Annotated in this window: 14 protein-coding genes; 12 read left to right on the top strand and 2 right to left on the bottom strand. The window is 71.6% G+C overall.

Features of this window, described 5'->3' with window-relative positions; genetic code table 11:
* The first annotated feature begins 10 nt into the window (after positions 1-10).
* The 3 genes from QN157_03585 to sfsA all read left to right on the top strand — a co-directional run bounded on the left by QN157_03585 (position 11) and on the right by sfsA (position 1297).
* A complete protein-coding gene (locus tag QN157_03585; GenBank protein MDR7554668.1) occupies positions 11-160 on the top strand; it encodes a hypothetical protein in 150 nt (49 codons plus the stop codon).
* A 57-nt stretch (positions 161-217) separates the two neighbouring features.
* Positions 218-490, top strand: coding sequence for a DUF411 domain-containing protein (locus tag QN157_03590; GenBank protein MDR7554669.1), 273 nt, complete (start codon positions 218-220; stop codon positions 488-490).
* 75 nt (positions 491-565) lie between these two features.
* Complete coding sequence (gene sfsA, locus QN157_03595) at positions 566-1297, top strand: DNA/RNA nuclease SfsA (GenBank protein ID MDR7554670.1); 732 nt, start codon at positions 566-568, stop codon at positions 1295-1297.
* A gap of 76 nt (positions 1298-1373) precedes the next feature.
* Here sfsA and QN157_03600 read toward each other — a convergent pair whose 3' ends face one another.
* Positions 1374-1889, bottom strand: coding sequence for a Uma2 family endonuclease (locus tag QN157_03600; GenBank protein ID MDR7554671.1), 516 nt, complete (start codon positions 1887-1889; stop codon positions 1374-1376).
* Positions 1890-1933: 44 nt separating this feature from the next.
* On the opposite strand from QN157_03600, the gene QN157_03605 reads away from it, so the two are divergent.
* The 7 genes from QN157_03605 (at position 1934) to QN157_03635 (ending at position 11086) form a co-directional block, all read left to right on the top strand.
* Entirely contained in the window at positions 1934-5509 is a 3576-nt protein-coding gene (locus QN157_03605; protein MDR7554672.1) for a molybdopterin-dependent oxidoreductase, read from the top strand.
* A 6-nt stretch (positions 5510-5515) separates the two neighbouring features.
* Positions 5516-5845 (top strand): hypothetical protein, encoded by a 330-nt coding sequence (locus tag QN157_03610; protein MDR7554673.1) that lies wholly within the window; start codon positions 5516-5518, stop codon positions 5843-5845.
* The gene (locus tag QN157_03615) at positions 5838-7091 is read left to right on the top strand and encodes a 4Fe-4S dicluster domain-containing protein (GenBank protein MDR7554674.1); all 1254 of its coding nucleotides are present in this window, start codon (positions 5838-5840) and stop codon (positions 7089-7091) included. Before QN157_03610 ends, QN157_03615 begins: the two co-directional genes overlap by 8 nt.
* 20 nt (positions 7092-7111) lie before the next feature.
* On the top strand, positions 7112-7861 hold the full coding sequence (locus QN157_03620) for a molecular chaperone TorD family protein (GenBank protein ID MDR7554675.1): 750 nt from the start codon (positions 7112-7114) through the stop codon (positions 7859-7861).
* Entirely contained in the window at positions 7858-8781 is a 924-nt protein-coding gene (locus QN157_03625) for a hypothetical protein (GenBank protein MDR7554676.1), read from the top strand. Before QN157_03620 ends, QN157_03625 begins: the two co-directional genes overlap by 4 nt.
* A gap of 80 nt (positions 8782-8861) precedes the next feature.
* Complete coding sequence (locus QN157_03630) at positions 8862-9788, top strand: ethylbenzene dehydrogenase-related protein (GenBank protein MDR7554677.1); 927 nt, start codon at positions 8862-8864, stop codon at positions 9786-9788.
* 176 nt (positions 9789-9964) lie between these two features.
* Positions 9965-11086, top strand: coding sequence for a TIGR04053 family radical SAM/SPASM domain-containing protein (locus QN157_03635; protein ID MDR7554678.1), 1122 nt, complete (start codon positions 9965-9967; stop codon positions 11084-11086).
* A 125-nt stretch (positions 11087-11211) separates the two neighbouring features.
* On the opposite strand, the gene QN157_03640 is transcribed toward QN157_03635, so the two are convergent.
* A complete protein-coding gene (locus QN157_03640) occupies positions 11212-11499 on the bottom strand; it encodes a hypothetical protein (GenBank protein ID MDR7554679.1) in 288 nt (95 codons plus the stop codon).
* 184 nt (positions 11500-11683) lie between these two features.
* Between QN157_03640 and QN157_03645 the strand changes: the two genes are divergently transcribed.
* Positions 11684-12178, top strand: coding sequence for an Rrf2 family transcriptional regulator (locus QN157_03645; GenBank protein ID MDR7554680.1), 495 nt, complete (start codon positions 11684-11686; stop codon positions 12176-12178).
* Positions 12179-12185: 7 nt separating this feature from the next.
* Positions 12186-14183: a Sec-dependent nitrous-oxide reductase gene (nosZ, locus tag QN157_03650; protein ID MDR7554681.1), complete on the top strand. Its 1998-nt coding sequence runs from the start codon at positions 12186-12188 to the stop codon at positions 14181-14183.
* Positions 14184-14268: the final 85 nt, after the last annotated feature.

Genomic DNA, 14268 nt, shown 5'->3' on the forward strand with positions numbered 1-14268 from the left:
GGGAGCGTGGGTGGCGGGTGCTGCGGGGCTGGTGGCTGCGGTCGCGGCGCTGGTGCTGCTGGTGACGCGCCCGCCGACGGTCCCGGCGCCCGCGCCGGCTGCCCATCCCTCGGGCGCCGCGCCCTCGGCGACGCTGGTCCTCTACCAGCCGCCCACCTGAGCGTGCTGCGCCAGGTACGCAGCGTACCTGGCAGCGTCGGGGGTCCCGACGCAGGCGATCACGACCGACGCGCTGGACGAGGTCAAGCACCGCCACCGGGTCCCCCATGAGCTCGCGAGCTGTCACACCGCGGTGGCAGGACGGTACTTCGTTGAAGGTCACGTGCCCGTGGCCGCCATCGCGCGGTTGCTGCGCGAGCAGCCGGCGATCCGGGGCATTGCGTTGCCGGGCATGCCGCCCGGGTCGCCGGGCATGGACGGGGTCCAGGCCGGGCCGCTGATCGTCTACGCGGTATCGGACGCCGGGATCCGCGAGTTCGCGCGGTTCTGACGCAGGCCCGTTGGCGCTGTGGGGAGACGGAACCCACCAGAAGTCTCGGTCCCCCTCCCTGCGCCCCTCGTCCCCGTGACGGTGATCGTTCGCCGCAACCGGTTCGCGGTCGACGTCCGACAGGGTCGGCGGCGCCTGCGGCTGCACCTTCCCAACCCCGGCCGCATGGAGGAACTGCTCGTGCCCGGCGCGCGCGGCCTGGCCGTGCTCACCCCCAGGCGCGGACGGCGGACCGCGGGCACGCTCCTGCTCGTCCGCCACCGCGGCCGGTGGGTGGGCATGGACGCCCGCCTGCCGAACCGTCTCTTCGAGGAAGCGTTGCGGCAGGGGGCGCTGGTGCCCTTTCGCGGGTATCTGCGGTGGCGGCGCGAGGTAGCACTCGGGGGCTCCCGCATCGACTTTGTGCTGGAGGGCCCCGCTGGCCGCTGCCTGGTGGAAACCAAGTCGTGCAACCGGGTGGACCACGGCGTCGCGCTCTTCCCCGACGCGCCCACGGCGCGGGGCGCCGTGCACCTGCGGCTGCTGGCCCGCGCCGCTCGGGCGGGCCGGCGGGCCGCAGTGGTGTGGTTCGTGCAGCGCGACGACGCGCGCGCGCTGCGGCCGTTCGCGGAGGTGGACCCGCAGTTCGCGCAGGCTGTGGCGCAGGCCGCGCGGGCCGGGATCGAGCTGTACGCCTACGCGTGTCGGGTGACGCCCCAGGCGGTAACGATCGGCCGCGCGATCCCCGTGATCGGCTCCTCCACGCCGGCGCACGGCACCGGGCGGGCCTGGCACTCCCGCCAGTGGTCACCGGTGGGCGCGCGCTAGAACTGAGCCGACAGGGCGCACAACACTGGGCGGGCCTAGCACTCCCGCCAGGGCTGCTGAAGCGATTCCAGCACGGCTATTCGAGGCAGGCGAACAGGGCGACCAGCGACAAGACCAGGGCGGCGAGTGGCGGTTCGCCGCGCACGACCTCGCCGACGGCGTAGCGCGTCGCCCCGCCCCGGGTGTGGGCGGTGAAGGTACGCCGTTCTGGGTCCACGATCCAGACCGCGGTGGCACCCGCCCGGAGAAAGTCTGCGATCCTCGCCGCCACCTCGCCGGGGCGGTCGTCGGGGGAGAGCACCTCGACAGCCAGGTCGGGAGCGCCCGGGAAGAACGCACAGGGGATCGGCGAAGGCACCCGGTGGCGCAGCACCACGGCCACGTCAGGCGCCCATACGGTGGAAGGGTCGACGCCCAGGACGAACCCCGTCTCGACCAGGACGATCCCGCCCCTCGGGGCTCGGTGCGCTCGTCGCCGATCCCCTCGCGCGCTTGGTGAGGGGAAAATCGGGTGGGCGCCCGATTGCGCACCTCGGGCGCACGCCGTAGGACAACAGCAAAGGGACCGGCGGAATTGGACCGTTTCCTCCACATTCGGGCGGCGCGCGCCGGCGGCCGCACTCCCAGGGGGACCTCATGGGAACCGACGATGCGACCCTGTCGGCCAGGGCGGCCACCACGGAGGGAGCGGCACCGGTGCCCGATCGCGACGATCGCTGCGCTGAACGCGACCAGGCCGCCGATAACGACGTCGTACCTCCGCCCGCGCGCCTGCGTCGCCGGGAGTTCCTCCAGCAGGCCGGCACGCTGGCCGGGGGCGCGGTCCTGGCGCAGGCCCTGCCGCTCCAGCTCCTGCAGACGCTGTCCACCGTCACCAACCCGCTGGAGGCCTACCCCGACCGCGCCTGGGAACGCGTCTACCGCGACCAGTACCGCTATGACAGCAGCTTCACGTTCGTCTGCTCGCCCAACGACACCCACCACTGCCGGCTGCGGGCCTTCGTGCGCAACGGCGTCATTGTCCGCATCGAGCAGAACTACGACGTCGACCGCTACCGCGATCTGTACGGCAACCGCGCCACGCCGGCGTGGAACCCCCGGGGGTGCCTGAAGGGCTACACGTTTCACCGGCGGGTCTACGGCCCGTACCGGCTCCGCTACCCGATGATCCGGCGGGGCTGGAAGCAGTGGGCCGACGACGGGTACCCCGAGCTCACCGACGAGCTGCGCCGTCGCTACCGCTTCGACAGCCGGGGACAGGACACGTTCGTCCGCGTCTCCTGGGACGACGCGTACGCGTACGTGGCGTCGGCGTTCATCGCCATCGCGCGCCGGTACAGCGGCGAGGAGGGCGCCAGGCGCCTGCTGGCCCAGGGCTATCCGCCCGAGATGGTCGAGGCGATGCACGGCGCCGGCGTGCGCACCTTCAAGTTCCGCGGCGGCATGGGGCTGCTGGGCGTGATCGGCAAGTACGGCCTGTGGCGGGCCGCCAACATGATGGCACTGCTGGACGCCCACGTGCGCGGCGTCGGCCCCGACGAGGCCCTGGGCGCGCGCAAGTGGAGCAACTACACCTGGCACGGCGACCAGGCGCCCGGGATGCCCTTCGTGCACGGCCTGCAGACCTCCGACGTGGACTTCAACGAGCTGCGGCACGCCCGGCTGCACATCCAGGTCGGCAAGAACCTGGTCGAGAACAAGATGCCCGAGAGCCACTTCTTCATCGAGCTGATGGAGCGGGGGGCCACGATCGTCGTCATCACCCCCGAGTACAGCCCGCCCGCCACCAAGGCCGACTACTGGATGCCGATCCGCCCCCAGACCGACGCCGCGCTGTTCCTGGGCATCACGAAACTCCTGATGGACCGCGGCTGGTACGACGACGCCTTCGTGCGGCAGTTCACCGACTTCCCGTTGATCGTCCGGACCGACACCCTGACGCGCCTGCGGGCCCACGAGGTCTTCCCCGACTACCGGTCCGGGCTGGCACCCGACGGACCCAGCGTCCGACGGCAGAACCTGCAGCCCGACCAGTACGCGCGGCTGGGCGACTTCGTGGTGTTCGACAAGACCACCGGGCGGCTGCGCGCCATCACCCGCGACGACGTCGGGCAGCGCATGACCGCCAAGGGTATCGCGCCAGCGTTGCGCTGGCGCGGCAGGGTGCGGCTGACGGACGGCAGCGAGGTCGAGTGCCTTACGCTGTGGGAAGCCTACCGCGACCACCTGCGGGACTACGACCTGGACACCGTCGCCGAGATCACCCACGTGCCCACGCGGATGATTCAGCGCCTGGCCCGCGACATCGCCACCCGCAAGCCGGTGGCCATCCACATCGGCGAGGGCATCAACCACTGGTTCCACGCCACGCTGGCCAACCGGGCCTTCTACCTGCCGTTGATGCTCACGGGCAACATCGGCGTCCCGGGCGCCGGCTGCCATACCTGGGCCGGGAACTACAAGGCCGGCATCTTCCAGGGGTCGCCGTGGACCGGCCCGGGCATCACGGGCTGGCTGTTCGAAGACCCGTTCCAGCCGACGCTGGACCCCAACGCCCACGGCAAGACCATCAAGGTCCGCAAGTACCTCAAGGACGAGGAACCGGCCTACTGGGACCACGGTGACGTGCCCCTGGTCGTCACCACCCCCAAGGCCGGCCGGAAGGTCTTCACCGGCCAGACCCACATGCCCACACCCACCAAGGTCATCTGGTACAACAACGTCAACCTCATCAACAACGCCAAGTGGGCCTACGGCGTCATCAAGAACGTCAACCCCCGGGTCGAGCTCATCATCAACCAGGACGTGGAGATGACGGCCTCGGCCGAGTACGCCGACGTGATCCTCCCGGCCAACACCTGGGTGGAGTTCCAGTCGTGGGAGCTCACGGCGTCGTGCAGCAACCCCTTCCTCCAGATCTGGAAGGGCGGCATCCGGCCCCTGTTCGACACCAAGGACGACGCCCTGATCATCGCCGAGGTGGCGGCCAAGCTGGCGGTCAAGACCGGCGACCGCCGGTTCCGGGACTACTTCCGCTTCATCCTCGACGGCCGCCCCGAGGTCTACATCCAGCGCATTCTGGACAGCAGCACCTCCACCGTGGGCTACCGCTTCGCGGACATCGTGGCCGGCAGGTACGGCGAGCCCGGCGCGGCCCTCATGCTCTTCCGCACCTACCCCCGGGTGCCGTTCTACGAACAGGTGCACGACAGCGAGCCGTTCTACACCGACACCGGCCGGCTCAACGCCTATTGCGACATCCCCGAGGCCATCGAGTACGGTGAGAACTTCGTGGTCCACCGCGAGGGGCCCGAGGCGACGCCCTACCTGCCCAACGTCATCGTGTCCAGCAACCCGCTGGTGCGGCCCGAGGACTACGGCATCCCGCTCGACGCCCTCCACTGGGACCTGCGGACGGTGCGCAACGTGAAGCTGCCCTGGACCAGGGTCAAAGAGACCACCAACCCCCTGCGCCAGCGCGGCTACCGGTTCTACTGCCTGACCCCCAAGACCCGGCACCGCGTCCACTCGTCGTGGAGCAGCACCGACTGGAACCTGATCTGGGACTCCAACTTCGGCGACCCGTACCGGCTCGACCGGCGCACGCCGGGCGTGGGCGAGCACCAGCTGCACATGCACCCGCAGGCGGCTCGCGACCTGGGCATCAACGACGGCGACTACGTCTACGTCGACGCCTTCGCCGCGGACCGGCCCTACCTCGGGTGGACCCCCGCCGACCCCTTCTACCGCGTGGCACGGTGCATGGTGCGCGTCAAGTACAATCCCGCCTACCCCTACGACGTCGTGATGATGAAGCACGCGCCGTTCATCGCCACCGAGAAGTCGGTGCGCGCCCACGAGACCCGCCGTGACGGCCTGGCGCAGTCGGCCGACACGGGCTACCAGGCCAACCTCCGCTACGGCAGCCAGCAGTCGGTGACCCGCGACTGGCTGATGCCCATGCACCAGACCGACACCCTGTTCCACAAGGCCAAGGGAGCGGTGGCGTTCGTCTTCGGGGGTGAGGCCGACAACCACGCGGTCAACACGGTGCCCAAGGAGACCCTGGTGAAGATCACCAAGGCCGAAGACGGTGGCCTGGGCGGCCGGGGCCTGTGGGAGCCGGCGCGCACGGGCCACACGCCGGGGCGCGAGCGCCCGTTCATGCGGCGCTACCTGGCCGGCCGGCTCGTCACCATCTCGAGGGGCTGAGCGACGGTGCCCGACAAACCCTTCGAGCCCGACGACCCGCTGGCGCTGGTTGGCGTGGCGGTCGACGCCGACGCCGCGGCGGCGGAAGCCATGGCCAGGTGCCTGGTGGAGGAGTACCTGCGGGAGGGGTGGACGCCCGACCGCCTGCTGGCGCTGTGCCGCAACCCGTTCTACCAGGCGCTCCACGCCATCTACCGGGAGCGCGGGGAGGACGGCGTGCAGGCGTTGATCGCCGAGGCCGCGGCCACCTGGGGCGTCTGGCGCACCACGGTGGGCCCGGTGCGCCCCCACCGGCCCGGCACACCCGATGCGGCGGGAGGTCGCGACGATGCCTGAGGTCTACAACTGGCAGCTGGGCCGCAAAATGACCTACCGCTTCCCGGAGCGGCACAGCCGCTGGCAGTTCGCGGCGGTCTTCAACATCAACCGGTGCATCGCGTGCCAGACGTGCACCATGGCGTGCAAGAGCACCTGGACCCACGCCCGCGGCCAGGAGTACATGTGGTGGAACAACGTGGAGACCAAGCCCTACGGCGGCTACCCGCACTTCTGGGACGTCAAGACCCTGGAGTTGCTGGAGCAGGCCAACCCGGGCGGGCAGACCTGGACGCTGGCCGGGCGGGACGGCCGGCGGGCACCCTACGGGGTCTACGGCGGGAAGACGATCTTCGAGGCGGCACCGCGGGGCCAGGACTACGTGGGCTACCTGCCGACCGACGACGAGTGGCGGGCGCCCAACCTGTACGAGGACACCTCCACCGCCTACCCCACGGGGCCGGGCCGCTACCACCCCACCGGCGAGACGCTACCCCAGCACCGCACCTGGTTCTTCTACCTGCAGCGGATCTGCAACCACTGCACCTATCCGGCGTGTCTGGCGGCCTGTCCCCGCAACGCCATCTACAAGCGCCCCGAGGACGGCATCGTCCTCATCGACCAGCAACGGTGCCGCGGGTATCGCAAGTGCGTCGAAGCGTGCCCGTACAAGAAACCGATGTTCAACGCGTTCACCCGGGTGGCCGAGAAGTGCATCGCGTGCTACCCGCGCATCGAAGGCCGGGACCCCCTCCACCCCGGCGTGCCCATCGAGGCCCGGTGCATGGCAGCGTGCGTGGGCAAGATCCGGCTCCAGGGGCTGGTGCGCGTGGACGCCGACGGCACCTGGGTCGAAGACCGCTACCACCCGCTGTACTTCCTCGTGCACGTGGCCAGGGTAGCGCTGCCCCTGTACCCGCAGTTCGGGACGCAGCCCAACGTCTACTACATCCCCCCGCGCTGGGTGCCGCGCCCCTACCTGCGGCAGATGTTCGGCCCGGGCGTCGACGAGGCCATCGCCGCCTACACGGCGCCGTCCCGGGAGCTGCTGGCGGTGCTGCAGCTGTTCCGCACCACACAGCGCATGATCTTCCGCTACCGCATCACGCCCGGCCGCAAGGTGTTCGAGACGACCATCGCCGGGAAACCGTGGGCGATGTACAACGACACCATCGTGGGCCTCGATCGCGCCGGCCGGGAGGTCGTGCGCGTGACGGTCGAAGAGCCGGTCTTCGTCCGGCCCCGGCAGCACCTGAACACCATCTGACGCCATGGGAATCTGACGCCATGGGCGCACGATCCCCTCAGATCGCCGCAGACGCCGTGGCCGGACCGCTGTGGCGCAGCGCCGTCTACCGGTTCTTCTCGCAGGCACTGCGTCCGCCAGACCGGTGGGCGCAGGACCTCCAGGCCCCGGACCTGCCGGCACCGCCGGATGCGCCGGCAGACGGCGCGGCAGCGGTCGCCGCGGCGGTCGACGCGCTGGTCGCCACCCCGCGCGCGGTGCTGGCCGACGCATACCAGGCAGCCTTCGGGCATCAGCTCGGCACCCGGGCAGCGCTGGACGAAGCGCGCTACGTGCCCGGCGGCGTCTTCGCCCAGGCGCAGTGCACCGCAGACGTCGCCGGCTTCTACCGGGCGTTCGGGCTCGAGGTGGCCGACCGCGCGCACGAGCGCCCCGACCACCTCAGCGTGGAGCTGGAGTTCATGCACGTGCTCGCGTACCGGGAAGCCTACGCGCGGGTCCACCACGGGCCCGAGCAGGTGGCGCTGCTGGTGGGCGCCCAGCGCCAGTTCCTGCAGGACCACCTGGGTCAGTGGGTGCCGGTGCTGGCCCGGGTCGTGCAGGCCCAGGCGCCGGGCCCCTACGCCCGGGTGCTGGCCGCGCTGGCGACGTGGGTGACCGCCGACGCGACGCGGATGGGCGCCACGCTGGCGCCGGACCCTGCGCTCGTGCCACCGGACGATGCGCCGGCCCCCGACGACGACCGTACCGCGTGCGGGATCGCGCGCTGTCCGCTGGAGGTGCCACCGTGACCACGCAGACGCCGGCGATCCGCTACCAGGCGGACCTGGTGGAAGCGGTGGTGCAGCGCGAGCTCGCGCGCCGCCAGCAGGCCGGCGAGGACGACTGGTTCGTACGGTACCGCAGCGCCGCCGACCGCCTCTACATCCTCCACCCGGACCCCCAGCCCCGCGCGGCGGCGTTCCAGCGGCTGCACGCCGAGTTCTTCGAGGCGCTGGGGTGCGGACGCCCCATCCTCGATGCGGTGGCCCGCGCCCGCCTGCCCTGCGCGATCGTACTGGTCGCCCGGGCGCGAACGCCGGACGAGGAGCAGGCCGACCTCTCTGCCGACCGCAGCACCGTTGGCCTGCGCATCATGGCCACGCGGTTCGGCACCCCGGAGCTGGAGCGGCTGCTGGACCACGAGCTGGGGCACGTCGCCGACATCCTGGACCCCGCCTTCGCCTACGGTCAGCTGGCAGACGACAGCCCTGCGGTCCGGGGCGCGGCAGGCATCCGGTTCGGGGTGTTGTGGTCCTGCGCGGTCGACGGGCGCACGGCCCGCAGCGGGCGCCAGCCGCTGCGCACGCAGGAAGAGTACGAGCAGGCACTCCGGGACCTGTTCCCGATGGTCGCACCGGACGGCGCGCGTGCGGTCGTCGCCCGGCTGTGGGACGGCCCGCGGCCCCCGTACGGGACGCTGGTGCGCTTCGCGTGCGACCCCGGGGCGCTGGCGGCGTGGTGCGGCGTCCCGGTGGCCACGACCGCGACGCCGCTGCCGGGCGCGCCCTGCCCGCTGTGCAGGTTCCCCACCTACGCCTGGGCGGAGGTACCGCCGCAGATCGCCGCGCAGATCGCGGAGGAGTTTCCTGCCTGGACGCCGGCAGCCGGCGCCTGCGAGCGGTGCGTGGAACGCTACCTCGTGATAGCAGAACTGGGAGGCGCAGGATGAAGCCCTGCAGGCTCGTGGTCGTGGGACGCGGCGTCAGGGGCATCGCGGACACGCCGGTCGGAGGCTTTAGGGGCCGGCCCGTGGCAGCCGGAAGCAGACGCCGGATCGTCGGCACCAGGCTGGCAGCCGCCGCAACCAGGCTCGTGGGTGTCGGCGTGGTCGGGACGGTGGTCCTGGCGGCGGCGCTCCTGTCCGCGATCGGACAGACGCAGCGGCCGCCGATCACGGTGCGCTTCACCACGGCCCGGGTCCCGGTCGACCCGGCGGCCGCCGCCATGGTCTTCGCGCAGGCCGAGGAGCGGGCGATCCCGCTGGTGGCCCAGACCGTGGTCAAACCCTTTGGCGGCGGCGCCGTGCAGGAACTGCGCGTGCGGGCCCTGCACGACGGCCGGATGGTCTACTGGATGCTGTACTGGGCCGATGCCACGCCCGACCGGATGCCCCCGCGCACGACCGCCTTCACCGACGCGGTCGCCCTGCAGTTCCCGGTGCGCTACGAACCCGGCCGCCTGCCCAGCCCCATCATGGGCGAGGCGACGCGCCCCGTGAACATCTGGCAGTGGAAGGCGGCCTGGCAGGACGATCTCACGCGCGGCCGCGACGTGCGCATCGCCTTCCCCCACATGTTCGTGGACTACTACTACGACGTGCACCTGGCGACGACCGCGCGGGCACGTGCGGGCTTCAACGCCGGCGTGGCCGCCGGGAACCCGATCTCGCAGCTGCGGCGGACCTCAGCCGCCGAGGACCTGGTGGCCTGGGGCTACGGCACCCTGGCGCACCAGCCACGGCAGGACGTGGTCGGGTTCGGCCGCTGGCGGGCCGGCCGGTGGACGGTCGTCCTGGCCCGTGCGCTGACGACGCCCGACGGGATGGACGCCCAGTTCCAGCCCGGCGGCCCCACGCTCGTCAACTTCGCCGTGTGGGACGGGGGCCATGGCGAGCGCAACGGGCAGAAGAACGTGACCCTCTTCTGGTGGGACGTCCGCCTGGACCCGATCCGGTGACGCAACGTCAGGCCCACGGGCGCAGGTCGGTTGGGATCGGGCGGCCGCCCGATTGCACCTGGGGGCAGTCTTCCCTAGACAGAAGGTACACGGATGACGACGCGGACGGCACACCGCGGGCAGCACCGGGCGTGCGCGGTCGCTGCAGCGCGCGTTCCCCGACATAAGGGACACGGATGACGACCCGGGATCTCGCTGCGGCAGACCACCGTACCGGCGCCTTCGTCTTCGCGCGGGCACCGGTGATGCTCTACTGGGAGGTCACGCAGGCCTGCGACCTGGCCTGCCGCCACTGTCGGGCCGACGCGATGCCCGACCGACACCCCCAGGAACTGGACACGGCGGCGGCGCGGACCTTCCTGGCTCAGATCCGCGACTTCGGCGAGCCCTTGCCCCACCTGGTGATCACCGGCGGTGACCCGCTGAAGCGGCCCGACCTGGACGACCTGATCGCGCATGCCCGCGAACTGGGCCTGCCGGTCTCGCTGGCGCCCAGTGCCACGCCCCTGCTCACGCCACAGCGCCTGCGCCGGCTGCGCGAGGCAGGGATCATGGGCTTGAGCCTCAGCCTGGATGGCGCGACCGCCGGGCGGCACGACGCGGTGCGGGGCCTCTCGGGCACGTTCGACCACACACTGGCCCTGGCCCGCGCGGCGACAACCCTGGGCCTGCCCCTGCAGGTGAACACGCTGGTCAGCACCGAGACCCTGGCGGATCTACCGGCGCTGTTCGACCTGGTCCGCAGCCTGCGCGTCCACCGCTGGAGCCTGTTCCTGCTGATCGAGGTGGGGCGGGGACGGCTGCTGCGGGGCATCACGCCCGCCCAGGCCGAGACGCTCTGCCACTGGGTGGTTACCCGAGCCCAGGAGGCACCGTTCGCCATCGCCGCCACCGAGGCGCCGTTCTACCGCCGGGTGGCGGTGCAGCGCCTGCGCCGGGCCGGCGCCGGCGACCGGACGATCGCCACCACACCGGTGGGCCGGTCGTTCGGCATCCGCGATGGGAACGGGATCGCGTTCGTGTCCTGGCGCGGCGACGTGGCGCCGTCGGGCTTCCTGCCGGTGCGCGCCGGCTCGGTGCGCCACGACTCCATCGTGCACCTCTACCGGCACGCGCCGCTCTTCGTACGGTTGCGGGATCCCGACGGGTTCCGCGGCAAGTGCGGCTACTGTCCGTTCCGGTACCTCTGCGGTGGCTCGCGCGCCCGGGCGTTCGCCCACACGGGCGACTACCTGGCCTCGGACCCGCTGTGCGTGTACGAGCCGCCGCCACCGGCCGCGCAGGGCGACGCAGGATAACGCGGCTCAACCTCACGCGCCGCGTCCAGGCGCGCGCCGACCACAGGCATCGTGCGCACGGCGGACAGGCTGCCGGTCGCCGCGTCCACGCGCGCGCAGCCCGCGCAGGGTAACGCGGTCGTCCTCTACGCGGCCCGGCCCTTCTTCCCGAAGTACCGGTCGTACAGGCGCAGGAGCTTCTGCCCTTCGCGCTTCGCCTGCTCCCAGGCGTCCCGGAACTCCCAGGCCGTCGTCTGGGCCTCCTCCAGGGCGCGGCGGTGTGCCCGGGCGGCGTGGGCGGCCACCTGACGCAGTTGCTGCCGCTCGCGGCGCAGGCGCTCGCGCTCGCGGTCCAGGATCTCACGGTGCAGGTCGAGGGCACGCAGGGACGCGGCGCGCACGGCGCGCAGCGCGCGACGGTGTTCGGAGAGCACGGCGTCACCTCCCGCGCCCACCGTAGCGGGCCACCCCCGCCACGCCCATCGGGCGCCCGCCCGATCTCGGCCGCACAATCTGCGACGGAACGTCCCGGCGAGAATCGGGCGCCCGCCCGATTGTGACGTCCGCGCGGGGCACGTAGCGTCGAAGGCGACGAACAGTGCGGATTCATCCGATTCGATGCAGCTGAGCCGCGCCAGCCAGTTTGCCCTCCGCGCCGCCCTGGACCTCGCGGTCCACGGCCCGGGGCGGACTGCCGAGATCGCCCGCCGCCGCGGCATCCCGCCGGCGGCCGCGGCCAAGGTGGTGCAGGCCCTGGTGCGAGGCGGTGTGGTGCGCACCGCGCGGGGCGCGGGCGGCGGCGTGCGGCTGGCCCGCGCGCCGGGCGAGATCACGCTGCGCGACGTCGTGGAGAGCGTGGAAGGGCCCACGGCCGTCGCGCGGTGCCTGGTGTGGGACGACTGCCCGTGCGTGCAGCCCTGTCCCGTGCGGCTGGCGCTGGCTCGCCTGCAGACCGAGATGGACGCCCTGCTGGCGCGCACGACCCTGGCCGACCTCGCTGCCGACGCGCGGCGGCTCGAGGAGGCACGGAGCGCCGGGGCGGTCGTCGATCGTCACGGGGACAGACGTACACCCCACACGGCCGTGCGCACGGCCGAATCTCCCGGGAGGTGAGGAGACGATGAAACGCACGACCACAGCCATCGCCGTGGTGGTGGCCGCGGTGCTGATCGTGGGCGCGTACCTGGCCGGAGCGCGCTCCGCGGCGCGGTACGCGGCCTTCGCCGACGCCAGCGAGATCGCCGCCGCCCGCGGGCTCCAGCCCGCCGAGGTGGCCAGCGCGGTTCGCAGCTTCGTGCCGCCGGGCAAGGCCGACGAGTACATCATGTTCTCGTCCGGCGGCCACTCCGGGCAGGTGCTGGTCATCGGCCTGCCCTCCATGCGGCTGCTGAAGGTCATCGGGACGTTCGCCACCGAGCCGTGGCAGGGCTTCGGCTACGGCGCCGACTGGAGCGAGCGGGTGCTGGACGAGGGGACGGCCAACGGGGAGGCCACCGGCCGCCTGACCCCGCGCTTGACCTGGGGCGACACGCACCACCCGGCCCTCTCGGAGACCAACGGCGAGTACGACGGCCGCTGGCTCTACATCAACGACCGCGCCAACGGCCGGATCGCCATGATCGACCTGCGCGACCTCAAGGTCAAGCAGATCGTCCAGATCCCCAACATGCAGACCTCCCACGGCGGCGTCTTCGCCACGCCCAACACCGACTACGTGCACGTCTCCAGCAAGATCCCCACGGTGTGGGGCGGCGGCTACGCGCCGCTGGAGCAGTACCGGGAGCGGTACCGGGGCGTCTCGGCGTGGCTGGCCGTGGACAAGCAGACGGGCCGCATCGACCTGTCGCGCTCGTTCCAGATCGAGCTGCCCCCCTACAACCAGGACCTGGCCGACGCCGGCAAGCTGGCCAGCGACGGGTGGGGGTTCATCAACTCGTACAACACCGAGATGGCCACCGGCGGCAACATGGAGGGCAAGCCCGCCATCGAGGCCGGGGCGTCCAAGAACGACTTCGACTTCCTCCACATCATCAACTGGAAGAAGGCCGAGGAGGTCGTCCGGGCCGGCAAGGCCGAGATGCGCAACGGCATCAGGGTCATCCCGCTCAAGACCGCGGTGGCCGAGGGGATCCTCTACTTCGCCCCCGAGCCCCGGAGTCCCCACGGCGTGGACGTGGCGCCCAACGGGCGGTACATCGTGGTCTCGGGCAAGCTCGACCCCCACGTCACCGTCTACGACATCGAGAAGATCAAGCAGGCCATCGCCCAGAAGAACTTCGAGGGCACCGATCCGTTCGGCGTGCCGATCCTGAAGTTCGACGCCGTGGTGGCCGGGCGCGTGGCCGTGGGCAACGGTCCGCTCCACACCCAGTTCGACGACAAGGGCTACGCCTACACCAGCCTGTTCATCGACAGCGCGGTGGCCAAGTGGACCCTGGGCGAGCCCTACTTCACCGGCGACCGGGCCTTCAAGCTGGTGGACAAGGTCTCGGTCCACTACAACATCGGCCACCTGGCCACGGCCGAGGGCGACACCGTGAGCCCCGACGGGAAGTACCTGGTGGCGCTCAACAAGTGGTCGATCGACCGTTACCCGGTGCTGGGCCCGCTGCACCCGCAGAACTTCCAGCTGGTGGACCTCACCGGGCAGAAGATGCGGGTCGTCTACGACATGCCCATCCCGAACGCCGAGCCCCACTACGCCCAGATCATCAAGGCCGACAAGCTCAAGCCCTGGGCGGTCTACCCGGTGGGCACCGACATCCGCACCATGCAGCGCAGCCCCTACGCCACCGCGCGGGGCAAGGAGCGCATCGAGCGCCGGGGCTCCACGGTCGAGGTGTGGATGACCGCAGCCCGCAGCAACTTCCGCCCCGACATCGTGCGGGTGAAGAAGGGCGACACGGTCATCCTGCACATCACCAACACCGAGACGATCCGGGACGCGACCCACGGGTTCGCCATCCCGGAGTACAACGTGCAGATGAGCATCGATCCGGGCGAGACCGTCACCGTCCGGTTCGTCGCCACCAAACCCGGCGCGTTCTCGTACTACTGCACCGAGTTCTGCTCGGCCCTCCACCTGGAGATGCAGGGGTGGCTGCTGGTGGAACCCTGAGGGGCAGATGCGCACGACCCGTTGCGTCACGTCAGGCCTGCAGTCCCCTCCGGCGGGCGTCCCCGCCGGGGGCGGCTGACGCGGC

It is taken from the genome of Armatimonadota bacterium (genome assembly GCA_031459855.1).
GTDB classification, from domain to species: Bacteria; Sysuimicrobiota; Sysuimicrobiia; order Sysuimicrobiales; family Humicultoraceae; genus Fervidifonticultor; species Fervidifonticultor primus.